The organism is Dictyobacter vulcani (assembly GCF_008974265.1).
Classification (GTDB): Bacteria; Chloroflexota; Ktedonobacteria; order Ktedonobacterales; family Ktedonobacteraceae; genus Dictyobacter; species Dictyobacter vulcani.
In genome coordinates, this window is the sequence record NZ_BKZW01000002.1 from 1,368,674 (window position 1) to 1,383,780 (window position 15,107).

General features: G+C 53.3%; 14 protein-coding genes. 5 read left to right on the forward strand and 9 right to left on the reverse strand.

Annotation, left to right across the window (positions count from 1 at the left end):
• Positions 1-12: 12 nt before the first annotated feature.
• The 3 genes from KDW_RS23210 to KDW_RS23215 form a co-directional block, all read right to left on the reverse strand.
• The gene (locus KDW_RS23210) at positions 13-975 is read right to left on the reverse strand and encodes an alanine racemase (protein ID WP_233097892.1); all 963 of its coding nucleotides are present in this window, start codon (positions 973-975) and stop codon (positions 13-15) included.
• Positions 861-1,253, reverse strand: coding sequence for a hypothetical protein (locus KDW_RS34235; protein WP_233097857.1), 393 nt, complete (start codon positions 1,251-1,253; stop codon positions 861-863). The genes KDW_RS23210 and KDW_RS34235 overlap by 115 nt, the downstream gene beginning before the upstream one ends.
• A gap of 127 nt (positions 1,254-1,380) precedes the next feature.
• Positions 1,381-1,878 (reverse strand): hypothetical protein, encoded by a 498-nt coding sequence (locus KDW_RS23215; RefSeq protein ID WP_151758301.1) that lies wholly within the window; start codon positions 1,876-1,878, stop codon positions 1,381-1,383.
• Positions 1,879-2,426: 548 nt separating this feature from the next.
• On the opposite strand from KDW_RS23215, the gene KDW_RS23220 reads away from it, so the two are divergent.
• Positions 2,427-3,047, forward strand: a complete 621-nt coding sequence (locus KDW_RS23220) for a LysE family translocator (RefSeq protein ID WP_151758302.1) — start codon at positions 2,427-2,429, stop codon at positions 3,045-3,047.
• 113 nt (positions 3,048-3,160) lie between these two features.
• Positions 3,161-4,744 (forward strand): benzoylformate decarboxylase, encoded by a 1,584-nt coding sequence (gene mdlC / locus KDW_RS23225; RefSeq protein ID WP_151758303.1) that lies wholly within the window; start codon positions 3,161-3,163, stop codon positions 4,742-4,744.
• A 110-nt stretch (positions 4,745-4,854) separates the two neighbouring features.
• Here mdlC and KDW_RS31965 read toward each other — a convergent pair whose 3' ends face one another.
• Positions 4,855-5,016, reverse strand: a complete 162-nt coding sequence (locus KDW_RS31965) for a hypothetical protein (protein WP_162005539.1) — start codon at positions 5,014-5,016, stop codon at positions 4,855-4,857.
• A 208-nt stretch (positions 5,017-5,224) separates the two neighbouring features.
• The gene (locus KDW_RS23230; RefSeq protein WP_151758304.1) at positions 5,225-6,070 is read right to left on the reverse strand and encodes an alpha/beta fold hydrolase; all 846 of its coding nucleotides are present in this window, start codon (positions 6,068-6,070) and stop codon (positions 5,225-5,227) included.
• A 483-nt stretch (positions 6,071-6,553) separates the two neighbouring features.
• Between KDW_RS23230 and KDW_RS23235 the strand changes: the two genes are divergently transcribed.
• A complete protein-coding gene (locus KDW_RS23235) occupies positions 6,554-7,948 on the forward strand; it encodes a S53 family peptidase (RefSeq protein ID WP_151758305.1) in 1,395 nt (464 codons plus the stop codon).
• Positions 7,882-8,820: a hypothetical protein gene (locus KDW_RS23240; protein WP_151758306.1), complete on the forward strand. Its 939-nt coding sequence runs from the start codon at positions 7,882-7,884 to the stop codon at positions 8,818-8,820. Before KDW_RS23235 ends, KDW_RS23240 begins: the two co-directional genes overlap by 67 nt.
• 517 nt (positions 8,821-9,337) lie before the next feature.
• Here the strand turns inward: KDW_RS23240 and KDW_RS23245 are convergent.
• From KDW_RS23245 to KDW_RS23260, 4 genes are all read right to left on the reverse strand, one after another.
• Positions 9,338-10,075: an energy-coupling factor ABC transporter ATP-binding protein gene (locus tag KDW_RS23245; protein WP_198925469.1), complete on the reverse strand. Its 738-nt coding sequence runs from the start codon at positions 10,073-10,075 to the stop codon at positions 9,338-9,340.
• Positions 10,072-10,947 carry a cobalt ECF transporter T component CbiQ gene (gene cbiQ / locus KDW_RS23250; protein WP_151758307.1) on the reverse strand — a complete coding sequence of 292 codons (876 nt, stop codon included), beginning with the start codon at positions 10,945-10,947 and terminating at the stop codon, positions 10,072-10,074. The genes KDW_RS23245 and cbiQ overlap by 4 nt, the downstream gene beginning before the upstream one ends.
• The gene (gene cbiM, locus KDW_RS23255) at positions 10,944-12,233 is read right to left on the reverse strand and encodes a cobalt transporter CbiM (protein ID WP_151758308.1); all 1,290 of its coding nucleotides are present in this window, start codon (positions 12,231-12,233) and stop codon (positions 10,944-10,946) included. Before cbiM ends, cbiQ begins: the two co-directional genes overlap by 4 nt.
• Before the next feature lie 195 nt (positions 12,234-12,428).
• Positions 12,429-13,643, reverse strand: coding sequence for a DUF2330 domain-containing protein (locus tag KDW_RS23260; protein ID WP_151758309.1), 1,215 nt, complete (start codon positions 13,641-13,643; stop codon positions 12,429-12,431).
• A gap of 534 nt (positions 13,644-14,177) precedes the next feature.
• On the opposite strand from KDW_RS23260, the gene mshB reads away from it, so the two are divergent.
• Positions 14,178-15,065: an N-acetyl-1-D-myo-inositol-2-amino-2-deoxy-alpha-D-glucopyranoside deacetylase gene (gene mshB, locus KDW_RS23265; RefSeq protein ID WP_151758310.1), complete on the forward strand. Its 888-nt coding sequence runs from the start codon at positions 14,178-14,180 to the stop codon at positions 15,063-15,065.
• Positions 15,066-15,107 lie beyond the last annotated feature (42 nt).

Here is a 15,107-nt window from a genome sequence, read left to right on the forward strand (position 1 = left end):
CTCCTTCGTTAGTTATAGGAAGCATTGGCCGTCGCCACGATAGGTGGGGATTTCTTCGTTGATGGTGCCATTTGAGACCAGCAGGAGGGTCTTGAAGCGTTCGCAGAGTTCGCCGGCTTTACTGTGGCGTAGAAAGATGGGATCGCCGGGCTTGAGTTTTAATGGTCCTGGATAGTGTACAGGGGTTTGTACTTCGCCAGCGCCTTCCAGGGGATCCAGGCGGGCTCCGGTTGGCAGATAGGGTTGAGGTTGTTTGTCGCGGCCGACCGCTCCGGAGGCGATATAGCCACCTCCAAGGCAGGTATAGATGCCTCGATGGGCCTGGCGGACGATCTCGATGGCAAAGCCGGCGGCGGCCTGGTAGCGGAAGTCGCGATAATTGTCAAACAGGGCCGGAGCATAGAAGCCAGAGCCGACCGTGATCTCGGTTACGCCTGCCTCGGCACGGGTGGTATGCAGGCTGCCTGTGCCACCTCCGTTGACAAAGCGTAGCGCCGGCAGGTGATAACTTTCGATCAGTTTGAGTGTGGCCGTTCGGCGGGCCGCGACCTCGCGGATCGAGCGCTGCTTGAGATAGCGCACCAGCCGATTTTTGGCGGCGCTCTTCGGATACTGATCACCGACCCCGGCGACCTGAGCTTCATAGCCCATAATACCGGCCAGCGCTACATGTGGTGCCGCGACAATACTGTTCAGGACGGGACGTATCTGTTCCAGGGTACGCAGCGGGCTGCGCCAGACGCCAAAATGGAGTCCAGGCAGACTCAAGGCCATATCCAGGTCCAGGCAGACAGGAATACAGACCTCTTGTTGGCTGGCGATGGTTTCAATCTGCTGGATATGGTCCACACTATCGATCATCAGGGTGATCTGCGCACCTTCCGCGATGGCCCGGGCGACCGCCGAAATATCTTCGGCGTGCCAGGTGGGATAGCCGACGAGCAGATCCTGAAATCCCAGGGACGCCAGATAGATGGCTTCGCGGGCCGTAAAGCACATGATCCTTGAAAGCAAGGATCGGCTGCCAGGATACGTCTGAGTACTTCGACACTGCGGATCGACTTGGAGGCGATGCGGATGCGTTTACCACCAGCGCGGCTGATGATCTGCTGGATATTTTGCTCCAGCAGATCCAGATCCAGATAGGCCAATGGCAATGTATGGCCGGCAAAGACTTTCTTATAGTATTCATAGTCGTGTGTGCTGGTAGTCACGGTGGGCGAGAGAGCGGGCGAATCGGTGGATATGTGCACTGGCGGGCTCCTTTGCGCTAGACTGCCGGCTGAGCGCTTCCTTGCTCAGCTTGCATAAAGCGTAACCATTTCAAATGGATAAGTCAAGGAAATACGGCCAGCAAACGCCACTACCACCGGGTACACATTATTTGATGCGCTTCCACTCGGCCAGCTGAGTGCGTAATTCCTGAATTAATTGCTCAGGCAAGCCCACAAAGAGACCCTGTCCATTGGTATCGAGGACACGGGTGAGGAAAGTACGTTGATCCAGTTCTACCACACCAGAGACCTTGATTGGTGGCGGACCTGGCACGATCCACAGCTTCCCATGACGCGCCAGCAGCTCAAGTTCTTCTCGGTATTGAGACACCTTGAAGGCCAGCTGGATGATCATATGTGCCGGCTGCTGTACCTCGATACGCAGGCCAATCTGCATCGTATCCTTGCCTGGATGAGCATACCACCAGGTACAAAGGGCCTCGCTCTCCTCTCCCTGTTCGGTGGAAGCCAGAATCGCCAGATCGGGCCGATCCGAAATATCCACCCAGACCACCGCAAAGATCTGCTGCTGCAGATTCATCTGACTGATCTCATCAATAGGCAACGCCAATCGTCGTAACTCATCAATAGTATGCTCTTCCATCTGTATCTTCTTTCTTTCTTCCGTTCGTAGCGGCAACGCTAGCCGCTGCGACCCGTTCACGTACGCATAAAGCAACCTCAACGTAACGACAGCGCTAGCCGCTGTCCCCGCTCCACGTACTTACAACCCGTACCCGTAGCAGCGGTCTCCACTCTGCGTGTAAGGCTTACTTGTGCGTGGAGAGGGGGCGGCCGTGAAGGCCGCCGTTACGTTGAGGTTGCTTTATGCGTACGTGAACGGGTCGCAGCGGCTAGCGCTGCCGCTACTGGCTTTAAGGTTGAGATATATGTTACACTATATTCAATCCGTTGACAAAACGGATTATTGGGGAGTTGTATGGATCATAATAATAAGCTACGACAACAGAACATAGCATTACAGCAGCAACAAGGAAACCAGCCTGATATGAGGTCTGGTTTGTTGCCCATGCTCTCGACTCCCTGACAAAAAAAGTAGCAGATGCACAAATCGCCAGCCCTTGCTCGAAGGGCTGGCGATTTTTTTGTGTGTCGATGTACATCCAATTTTACGAGGAATGGAAAAAGATAATGGACATGAGTTTTCTGCTTAGAGGATTACTGATCGGACTCTCGGTGGCGGCTGTGGTGGGTCCGATGAGCGTGCTGTGTATTCAGCGCACGCTGCACAAAGGTCTGCGCTACGGTTTGATCTCAGGATTAGGTGTAGCGACCGCCGATGGGTTGTATGGTGTCATTGCTGGCTTTGGCTTAACCGTCATTGCCACTTTCCTCCTAAACCAGCAAACATGGGTGCGCATTATCGGTGGAATTTTCTTGATCTATCTGGGTATCAAGACGCTGCTTACGCGGCCCGCTGAGAAGGCTGCGACGGCAACAGGTGCCAGCAGTTTTCTGGGAGCCTATCTCTCTACCTTCTTGCTGACCCTGACCAATCCACTAACCATCCTCTCCTTTGCCGCCATCTTCGCAGGACTGGGCGTGGGGAGTACCAAAAACAGTATCATGACGGCTTTGCTGGTAGTCATAGGCGTCTTTTTGGGATCAACCCTCTGGTGGTGTCTCCTCATCGGCGGTGTGAGTCTGGTACGTGAAAAATTCACGCCCCAATGGATGCTCTGGATCAACCGCATCTCGGGTCTTGTTATTATGATCTTTGGCCTGCTGGCTCTTTTTAGTCTGAAAAGGTAATAAGCGTGCGTTTGTGGACGGGAAGAGGTTGCAGCGGCAAGCGCTGCCGGTACACGCGGGGGGATATGATGTACAATTGAGGGGAATATTTGTCTGGTAAGAAAGGAAGTTTTATGGCTACTGTACGAGAAGAAACCTTTCGTTTGTTGCGTGAGTTGGGGATGACGACTATTTTTGGGAATCCGGGTTCGACGGAACTGCCATTTTTGCGCGATTATCCGGCGGATTTTCGCTATGTACTGGGGTTGCAGGAGGCGTCGGTGGTGGCAATGGCGGATGGGTATGCTCAGGCCAGTGGGCGGGCAGCATTTGTTAATTTGCATACTGCGCCCGGCGTGGGCAATGCTATGGGGAGTATCGTGACCGCCTTTCATCAGCGGACTCCGCTGGTGATTACGGCGGGACAACAGGTGCGTGCGATGATGGCTCTGGAGCCGCTGCTCTTTTCCCAGGAGGCGACGGAGTTGCCGAAGCCATATGTGAAGTGGAGCTATGAGCCGGCTCGGGCTCAGGATGTGCCAGCCGCGATCGCGCGTGCCTATTATATCGCTTGCCAGCAACCACGTGGACCTGTCTTTGTGTCTATTCCAATGGATGATTGGGATGTTGAGGTTGAGCCGCTGACCGTACGCGATGTGAATCTGCGCATGGCTCCTGATCCTGCGGTCTTGCAGGAGGTGGCGGCACAGTTACAGGATAGCAAGAAGCTGGCGCTGGTCGTGGGGGCCGAAGCGGATCGGGATCAGGCCTGGGATGCTCTGATCGCGTTAGCCGAGCGGACCCATGCGGCGGTCTGGAAGGCTCCCCTGGCGGGCCGGATTGGTTTTCCTGATAATCATCCATTCTTCCAGGGCGATCTACCTCCGGCCACAAAGGCTCTGAGCGAGAAACTGTCCAGCTACGATACGGTGCTGGTGGTCGGCGCTCCCGTCTTTCACTATTATCCCTATGTGCCCGGTGCCATCATTAAAGAGGGCACCAACGTGATTCATATCAGTAATGATCCTGCTGAAGCCGCTCGCATTCAGGTTGGCCGCAGTCTGGTGGGCAATATTGCCCTGACCATTGAGCAACTATTGCCGCACCTGACTACTGCTGAGCGCGCAAAACCAGCGGCTCGACCGCAACCTCCGGTGCCAGCAGACCAGACGCCGATTCTGCCAGCCTTTGTCATGCATACGCTGAGTAAGGTCTTGCCAGAAGAGACCGTGATCCTGGATGAATCACCTTCTACCAATGGTCTCATGCGCAAATATGTGCAGATTACGCAGCCGGGTGGCTTCTATATGACGGGAAGTGGTGGACTCGGTTTTGCGATGCCTGCGGCGGTCGGTGTCAAGCTGGCGCAGCCCCGGAGACCGGTGGTGGCCGTACTGGGTGACGGCTCAAGCATGTACTCGATCCAGTCCTTATGGACGGCGGCGCAGCTAAAGTTGCCAGTACTCTTTATTATCCTGCGCAACGAAACCTATGCCATCCTGAAAGCCTTCGCCCAATTTGAAAAAGTCGGCGCGCAGATTCCAGGCCTGGACCTACCGGATCTAGATATCGTCAAACTGGCCGAAGGCTTTGGCTGTCATGCGCAGAGAATCACGCAACCCGAAGAACTGGCCCCGACCATCCAGTGCCTGCTCCAGTCCAGCACCCCATCAGTCCTGGAAGTCGTAGTAGACACAAAAGGATCATCCCTGTTATAAAACAAGAAACCAGCGTACCGGCAGCGCTGGTCTCCAATACGTTTCATATAAGCGAGACGTTGAGAGATGGTTTGACGTGATCAGCAAGCAAGGTGTACGTCAAGTGGGCGTCACACGCGGAGGCCGCACTGCTGCGTTTGTGCAGGCCAGTGTGCTCGAACGACGCGCAGTGCTGTGGCACCTACACGGATCGTGTGTGCCGTGGCCTGCTCGCGCAGCAACGTGGTGGGAGAGCGCGTGGATCCACCCCGTACCGTATCGGAGAGGATCACGAAACAAGATCCGTCTCGGTGTAGGCGCCACAGGCATGCGCTGCTCGTTGAGCACCTTGCTCCACCATCACGCCGCATGCTGGCCTCCGCGTGTGGCGCCCACTCGACGTACGATCCGCTGCTTTTCTCCACCATATTTTTATGGTCACAAAAGCGCTTAAACGAAATGTATTAGCGACCAGCGCTGTCGGTACGTCGGTTTCTCGGGTTAGCAGGTTTTTTGTAGGAATGTATTGACGATATCCATGAATTCGGTAAAGCTGCTGCGGTGGATGTTGTGGGCGGCTCCGGGAATCTCTACCGCTTCGCTGCCGGCGGGTAGGCGTTGCTGGACTTCTTTCCAGGCGGCGCTATCCAGGGTGGAGCCCTGGGCGGGATCTGCACGCACAACCAGGGTTGGCGCGGTGAGTTTACTCAGCAACGGGAGCAACTCGCCTTCGGCTTCGGTATCGGCAAAGACGCTGATGATGGTTTCTTTGCTGACCTTGCCGGCCGCATCGATTTTTCCGGCAATATCCTCGGCAGTCCAGTTTGAATTCTGGGCTAGTAAGCGGGCGCGTAACTCGTCGGGAGGAAGATCAAGGTCAGCAATAAAGCGCGCCGCGCGCTTCGCTGGATCGCCATGGCCAAAGTTATGGGCAAAATCCTCAAGAATAATGCGCGAAAATTGTGGTGGTGGCAGTTCGATATGGATGCCGCTGGCCAGCACGAGGGCCGTGGCACCACCCCAGGAGTGGCCGACCAGCACAGGATTTTGTAATTCAAGTGCCTGAATAAAGTATGCCACATCACTGGCCGTCAAATGGAGCGTATACCCGCCCGCCACCGGCTTGATGCTATCCCCATGCCCACGCATATCCAGCGCAAACACACGGTAGCGATCAGCCAGCGCTGGTCCAACTCGTACCCAACTCTGGCTGGAACTGGTAATTCCATGTAACAGGACGCAGGCCGGCAGGTCCGTGCGCTCCGCGTTCCAGCTCAAATAATGAAACTGGCCAGCAGGCAAGGTAATGATCTGTGATTGTGGTGTGTTCTCAAACTGATTCGACATCCCCAAAAATTCCTTTATGAAAAATACTACGCTGCCGCTGTACTGTTCCTCCGCAAGCGGCAGCGTAGCCAACGAATATTCTATTAATGGGTATAACACAAAACTGAGCGCTGTGTATAGGGCCTGATCAATATTTCGTGGTGATAGTTTTTGGAATCTTTTGTGGATTTTGGTGCTATGCAGTTTTTTATGGTTCACTGATATATGTATCGAAAATAGACTTAATATATTATATAAAAATTTATAAGAATGATTTATAGCTGTTTTTATAATTACAATATAACGAGTATATAAGCTAAAAAATGATCGAGAACTATAAGCACTGTGTTTATTTCTGGTTGGCAACAACAGGCTGTTCTGTCTGGTTGTCTGGTTGGCAGAACAAAATTCATTGGGTTGGATACTTATCACTGTATTGAGTTTCAGAGTAGCAGTTGATAGTGCGGCTTTGGATGCGTCTGTTGTTTAGATCTTCTAGAGGTAATGATGGAAAAATCTCGCAGCCTGCATGATGTCAGGTATTGGTTAACCAGGGTCGTTACAGGCATCTGTACCGGAATAGTCTTGTTGTTGCTGATCAACCTGGCCCCGCTGTCAGTGGTGGCATATTCTGAGATACCGCAGCGGTCGCACGTGCAGGGTCTACGCATTCCGGGACATGCCGTCCCCCTGCTGGAGGAGCACAAACCAATTGGTCCCACGGCCAAAGAGCAGACATTGCATCTGGCCGCTGTTTTGAAGCTGCGCGATGAGGCTGGGCTGGATGCCTTGCTGGCCGCCCAGAATAATCCGACCTCACCACTCTATCATCATTACCTGACGACCCAGGAATTTAACAGCCAGTTTGCGCCTACCCTGGCCTCCGTGCTTGCTGTGACCGCCTACCTGCAGCAGCAGGGCATCCAGATCACCTCGATTGCCCCGAACCGTTTGTTGATTGATGGTTCGGCTACTGTAGCTACCGCTGAACATGCCTTTGCAATCAGTATTAATAATTATCAGCTCAAGGCGCGTGTCGTCTATGCTGCTAATACTGATCCATACGTACCTGATGCTGTTAGCGGCATAATACAGACGATTACCGGCTTAAATAATGTGACTCTGTACCGTCCTACGAACTTGCAGCGCCAGCAGAGGCCGTTGCATCCTTATCCTGGTCCCAACGGTGGCTTTACCCCGGATGAGTTGCGGAATGCCTATGATGTGACGCCATTGATTGAGACTAAAATGGATGGGAAAGGACAAACGGTTGGCCTGTTTGAACTGGATGGCTATAATCCAGCTGATATTGCGACCTATCGGCAGCAGTTTCACCTGGGGCTGTTGAATGTCTCCAATGTACTGGTCGATGGCGCGACCAATACGGTTGGCCCGAATGCGATTGAGGTCACGCTGGATATGGAAACCGTGTCGGCTCTGGCTCCCGGGGCCGCGCAAAAGGTCTATATAGGTATCAATAACGCGGCTGGCATTAATGACACCTATAATCGCATCGTCACTGATAATGTGGCCAAAGTCATCAGTGTGAGTTGGGGGGAATGTGAACTGGCCAGTTCAGCGTCACGTCTGGATACGCTGAATACGATTTTCAAGCAGGGAGCGGCGCAGGGGCAAACTTTCTTCGCGGCCAGTGGGGATTCCGGGGCTTATGATTGTAATGATAATGGTGTGCAATCCTTAGCCGTTGACTCGCCTGCCGACAATCCTTATGTCGTGGGAGTGGGGGGACCTCGCTACGCACGAATCCCAAAGGGGCGTATGTCAGTGAAATCGGCTGGGGTGGGTCCTTGCTCGGGGGTATCTTTCATGTCGTGGGTAGTGGAGGAGGCAAAAGCACACACTTCTCACGCGCGGACTACCAGAGTGGCCTCAATCTGACCGATGCGAGCCGCCAGGTTCCGGATGTCTCGGCCAATGCGGATCCCGCGACTGGCTATGCCGTCTACCTCACGCCCAAAAATCCGAAAGATCCGGGCTGGCAGGTGGTCGGAGGCACCAGCGCGGCGTCCCCACTGTGGGCAGGCATCGCAGCCGATATCAACCAGGCCTTGCGGGCCATACATGTCTCGCCACTGGGTCACGCGCTTCCGGCGCTCTATCGCATCTATAATACGCCACAGATCTATCCGCCCTATCATGATATCGTCAAAGGCTCCAACCTGTTTTATCAGGCTGGCCCCAACTATGATCTGGTTACTGGTATGGGGACGCCTGATGCCTGGAATATCATGCGTGATCTCCAGGGCGCACCAGGCCTGCCCACGCAATTGTTGCAGAACGTGAGCTTTGAGGGTGGCCTGGCACCCTGGCAGGAACACTCTGCGGGTGGCTATGAACTTATCAGCATGGCCAATCCCCATACTGGCACATACAGTGCCTATCTGTGTGGCTATTCCAACTGCGATGATACCATCACGCAAACCCTGACCATCCCGGCTTCGACCCACAATGCCGTGTTGAGCTACTGGATCTATATCGGGCGGGCTGACACCACCACTACCTGTACGGATACCTTCCATGTGTTTCTCCGTGCGCCCACTGCACCCGGCACCACCGCGACCGATATTCAGAAGTTATGTAATACCGATGCCAATGGCTGGGTCCAATATAGCTTTGATATTACCGCCGCCCTGGTTCCCTATCTCGGCAAGCCAGTGCAACTCGGCTTCCAGGCCATCGGAGCCACCAGTCCGCGCTCCAGCTTTTTCGTCAATGTAGATGATGTCTCGCTCTATGTGACCCGTGGTTGACCACAGGTTCGTGGCTGCCGGTACGACAGATCGCAGCGACCAGCGCTAATACTTTTCCCTTAAGGATTGAATGGCTGAAATGATAGCATGACGGTGAAGGAACACCTTCTCAAAGGATCAAGAGAGGTAAAACGTGTATTTTTGACCCTTTGGGTCGATTCGGTTGCCTCCACGATACCCTCACCTCCGCAGGATCACGCAAGTGAAAAAGCGGTGAAGCAAGGCGTGAAGAGGCTTGCTCATGGTCAAGCAAGGATATCATGCAGGCACGAATCGACCCAAAGGGTCGAACCTACCTGTTCGCTTTTCTTGATCCTTTGAAGTCATTGGGCCTCTGATCGGCTTAGATGCTTTCGTCAATCTCGTCCAGAAAAAGGCTTACGTGAAACGTATTAGCGACCAGCGCTGCCGGTACGACAGGTCTCCCCATCTCGACCAGGATGCGCTTAACCGAAACGTATTGGCGGCTAGCGTTACCGGTACGGGTGCAGGTGTTCGTGGATCAGGTTGGCTTTGATCAGTAGTTCGCGGTTGTGCAGGATCTGTTCGGGGTGCCGTCGGCCAGGATGCTGCGGTTCTCACCCATCACGAGGATCCTGCGGGCGATGACCGGTACGATTTCAAGCTCATGGGTGGTGGTGATGACGGTTTTGCCGGCTTCTCCCAGTTTGCGAATCAGATTCACCAGGACCCATTTGGTGCGCGGATCCAGCGCGGCCGTGGGTTCGTCGAGCAGGATGACTTCTGGCTTGAGGGAGAGGACCGAGGCGATCGCGGCCCGCTTCTTTTCGCCGCCGGATAATTCAAATGGTGCGCGCCGGGCCAGATGAGTGATCTCCATCAATTCCAGGGCTTCATCACAGCGCTCTTTAACTTCGCGCTGACTCAGACCCATCTGTAGCGGTCCAAAGGCTACATCATCAAAAACGGTGGCGCTGAAAAGCTGGATATCTGGATCCTGGAAAACCAGGCCAATTTCCTGATGGAAACGAAAGGCCTCCTCTCCCGTGGTTGCCGTTTTGATATCCTGTCCCAGCACATGCATAGTACCTGCTGACGGCGTATAGATGCCATCCAGCAATTTCAGGAGCGTCGATTTACCGCTCCCGTTGGCACCGAGCAGCACCACCTGTTCGCCACGCTGAATGGTCAGATCAATGCCATCCAGGGCCAGTTGCCGATCATTATAGAGATAGCGAACGTTTTGTAACGCAAACACGGCGTTATCTGTAGATGTAATAGCTTCCGAGCTCACAGAACATACCTTCCAATACAAAAAATGAGTACTGCTAATAGACACGCAAGCACGAGTGCCAGCCAGTCTTGAGCGGTCATCCTATAGGCATTATATGAGCGCACCTCGCCCTGAAAGCCACGCGCCGCCATGGCAGCATAGACATCATTGCTCATCTTGAAGGAGCGGTTCATCAGATGGCTCATTGAGCCACTGACCCAGCCCCGCTGCTCCTGTCCACTGCTTCTACCCACGGTGCGGCTCTTACGCGCCTCAAACATGCCATTGGCGGAATGCAGGAAGAGGAAGATGTAGCGATAGGTCATCGAGAGTAGCAGCACAAAAATTTGCGGCACATGAAAGGCGCGCAGACTTTTCAGGATATCCGACCAGGGTGTGGTCAGAATCAAGAGTACAGCCAGCGAGACCGACACGCCGACGCGGGCAATAAAAATAGTCCCACTCAGCAGGCTGGCGCTGGATGGTCCAAAATGCAGTGCGCCCAGCGCGATATCAAAGAGGCGCGGGCCGCTGGTAACAAAGACGGATGGCAGTATGACGATGCCCGCGAAAAATGGTATCCCGATCCACACGCGGCGAATAAAGAAATCAAAGGGCACTTTACTCAGGCGCGCCAGTAGTAATAATACCAGATAGAGACAGGGCAGCGCGACCAGCGAATTTGATAGACTGGCGGCCAGCACGACCACCAGAAACATCGCCAGCTTGGCCCGTGGATCAAGTGCTTGGAGCAAGCCGGGCTGACGGCTATGCTCCTCAGTAAAAACCGCCTGCTCAATAGCAGCAGCAATGCCGGCAATCGTCTTCTCAATCCAGCCAAACTGCCGACGATAGGTTTTTTTTACCGAGCCCTGTGATGAAGTCGTATTCATACGTGCGCTCTTTCTTCTTGCTGCATGTTCTCATCTTTATGCTGGTGTGTAAGCAGGGTAGCCACGCCCCAGAAGAGTACGCCAATCAGTAAGATGCCCAGCAGGCCGCTCAGCTCATAGCCCAGCCCTTGCCGCCACATCGGCACATTGGGTCCATTGAAGAACGAAGATTGCAGATTATAGCCACTAAAGGGAGCGCTCCAGACACCTGAGAGTTGTTTTAAGCCCTGCGGCATATAGCCAAAAGCCTGCTTTACATCCTCGGGACTCCCCTCGGCATAGGCGAAGCCCGGCGCGATCAGACCAATCGGAACAAAGACCGCCAGCGCCACAAAGATCGTGCCTACTTTGCGTATGGATTTAGGTAAGAGGAACCAGGCCAGCGGGATCAGCCCGAGCGCGAGCCCGAGCACAATCACCAGCATAATCCCAACATCTGACCAGGCAACATGTGACCAATCAGTGCCAAAGAGATGGGTGAAGTCGCCATGGCCCGTGATCAGGCCAGCCGCCAGGAGTATGGCCAGTCCACAGGACAGACCAAGCGCCAGCATCTGCCAGAGCGGCATAGCCTGCCTGGATCCTGCTGAAGCATCGGCCTCTGCGACGGTTCCGCGTAATGTCGTGAGGTATTGAGGATGATTCTTCTGGATATAGACCACACCCAGAGCCGTAACCAGCGCCTCTACCAGCGAAGCACCAAGCGCGTGCGAGAGCAGCATCGTCGGAATCGCGACCTGCAATGGATAGGGACTGTAGAGCGGATGACCACCAGCTTGAAAGAGCAGCGGTTGGAGTCCGAGCTCGATGCCTACCGCCAGAGCCGACGCAGTAATGCCCAGATAAGCCCCGATGCCCGCCGCCCAGACGCGGCGCGTCGAACGTAAGGGCGCTCTGCTCGCGATCAGGCGATACACAAAATAGCCAATAAACGGCAGAATGATACCCATATTCAGGCAATTCGCAAAAATCGCCAGCACACCACCATCCCCGAAGAAAAGGGCCTGAATAATCAAAGCCGTACTGATCCCGATCACCGCTGCCCAGGGTCCGAGCACAACCGCGATCAACGTACCACCGATCGCATGGGCCGTCGTCCCACCAGGGACCGGAATATTAAACATCATAATCGTAAAAGAGAAGGCCGCAAAAATAGCTAACAGCGGGACCGTACGCTGATTCAGCACCTTTTTTACTTTATTGACCGCGACACCCCATACCGGGATCGTAGCTACCCCTGTTCCCAGCGAAAAAACCGGACTCAGATAGCCGTCTGGAATATGCATTCATTGCCTCCATAAGAATCAAGCGGCTTCTTATTCATCTTCTCTATCTCATAGGCGCTTGATCCAGAGCCTGCGCCAGCAAAGATGAAATTATATAGCTGTGAAAAATTCCTTATTGCAAATGTTTCGCAATAACAAGTATACAACAGCAACCCCACCCAGTGTAAGGGCAGATCCAGCCGGCTTTACCTTTTTTTATTTATTCGCGTTTTTTTGTGTGCGGGCTTTATGCTTTCTCCAATACCAGATACCGATGGCGGTCAATATTATTATTGGACCAATGGGAAAGACTGCTAGCAAGACAGCGCTCTTTATATAGGTCGTGGTGCAGTCCGGTCCTGGTGATGTATCATTAACACGAATATATGTTTGTTTCGCTGGCAGATTGGCTTGAGGCACGAAGACAGGATCTTTCTGCATATGCTCGGGTGTGTAACTGGTGTAGAAGCGTGTCAGATTGTAGGTGGTATCCGGAGACTCTTTTAGAGATCGGAGTAAGCCAGACATGTTTTGCGCTTGCGCATACTGAGTGACATAGGCATAGCCACCTACCTTTTGAATGGCCGTATCCATAAGTTGTGCATAGCTCTCTTGTGGACTTGGATTAGCGCTGACCTTATCCGCTGGCACTGTGACCTCGGTATAGTTTTTGAGCGTATAGCGTTGCTGTGCCAGGATTGAGACTTCCATTTTCATCTTGTGCTGAATATCAGTAGCCGCCAGACGAATGGGAACGGTGACCTGCTGCATGACCATTGGAAACGTAATTTTGACCGGCGCAACATTACTGACATTTGTGCCTGGACGTAAGCGCATGGCCAGAAAAAACATATTGCTCCGTACATATGGTTGGATCAGATTTGTGGTGTTCGCTGGTACGGTATATTTATGGTTTTGCAGCCAGCTTGTCAGAGCCTGGGCATCTCCAGACTTGATAATCTCATAGGCAAAGGGACCGGTCTCACCGCCTGCATAGACATTGACACCAGGATTGCTGGATGTGGGCGCTCCACCTGTTGCGTAATTATTCCCGAATAACATATGGGTGATATCAGCATGATTACAATTTTGGGGTGCAGGTATAAAGAAACGAGGAGCCGTATAGTATTCGAGCTGATTGAAGATTTCCTGGGCAGCCGTTTCAACCTTTGGTACCGCTGGTACAGGGAGTACCCAGGCAAAATCACGCGCATTGCCTTGATAGCGGATCTGTTCATACAGGGTTGTGCTATTGTGATTTATTGTAATCAGCAAGCGCTCGGTATCCTGGCTGACTTTTCCGCTGGTCGCGCTGCTAAAAAATCCTCCACAGGCCAGGGCCGAAGCGGGCGTTATTAGCAAGATTGCTAGTGTTAACAGGGACGTGGTCAACAGTAGTCGACGAGAACGAGCTAAATGCTTTGTTATCATACGTTCAATAGAATCCTTTCCTCTTCATTCTATACAAGAAACGAGACGAACCCCAAAAAATAACGGCTCAGGTCGCAGCGGGGTGTTCATACCTGGAGAGGTGGCAGCGGCAAGCGCCAATACATTTCGGTTATGGATGGAATAGCTACAATGGTGGAATGATCATGAAGCAACGCATGCAAAAATGATCAAGAGAGATACAAATGGTAGGTTCGACCCTTTGGGTCGATTGCCTCCCCCACACGAACGTATTGCCTCACATGGCATAGCTTGCTCATGGTCAAGCAAGGATAGTATGCAGGGAACCAATCGACCCAAAGGGTCGAACCTACTTTCGTTCATCTCCTCTAAGGATCAAACCGTCCCTGGGCTTAAGCGAAACGTATTGGCGGCAAGCGCCGCCGGTACGAAGAGGTCATTACTCGTACGCGAACGGGTCGCAGCGGCGAGCGCAGCCGCTACGGGAACGGGAAGCGATGATGATATAATGGGGGCATAGTTTAGATCAGTTTTAAAATGGAGTAAAAGAAAATTATGTCCCAGGATCAGAATACGCCGTTGACGTTTATGGCTGTTCATGCCCATCCAGATGATGAGGTTTTTGGTACCGGCGGTACCTTTGCCCGCTATAGCGAGCAGGGCGTGCGTACCGTGTTGGTGACCGCTACAATGGGAGAAGAAGGGGAGATCGTTGATCCTGCTTTAGATGAGCAGGCTAAAGAGGCGATGTTTCCACGGCTGGCCGAGGTGCGGCAGCAGGAACTGAAGAAGTCGGTTGAGGCTCTGCATATACAGGAATCACGTCTGCTCGGTTATCGCGATTCCGGCATGGCCGGTCGGGAATCTAATCAGCATCCTGATAGCTTCCATCAGGCTAATTTTGCTGAGGCGGTCAAGCGTCTGGTGGCTTTGATACGTGAGTTCAAGCCGCAGGTCCTTGTCACCTATGATGCCTTTGGCAGCTATGGTCATCCCGACCACATCCAGGCCAACCGCATCACCAATGCCGCCTTTGATGCCGCCGGCGAGCCCCGCTGCTATCCAGAATTGAATTTACCCGCCTGGCAGCCATCCCGACTCTACTATACCGCTATGCCGCGCTCATTTTTTGTGCAGGCCGTCAAGGCTGCGCAGGAGTCAGGCGAGCCCGGACCGTGGAATAATCCAGAGATGAACACTGACATTATGGGCACGCCTGATGAGCAAATCAGTGTTCGCATCGATGTACGGAAATATATTGATAATAAAATTCAGGCGCTGACCGCCCATAAGACACAGATCGCACCCGACAACTTTGTCTTCACCACGCCAGTAGAACAGCGTGATCAGTTCCTGGGCTATGAGCACTTTGTGCTGGCCCGCAGCGCCATCAATTCCCATGCTGGCGAACTCGAACAGGATCTCTTTACCGAGCGAGCATAATACCTGCTGACAATCAACCTGCAAAAGAAGAGGATAGGCAAA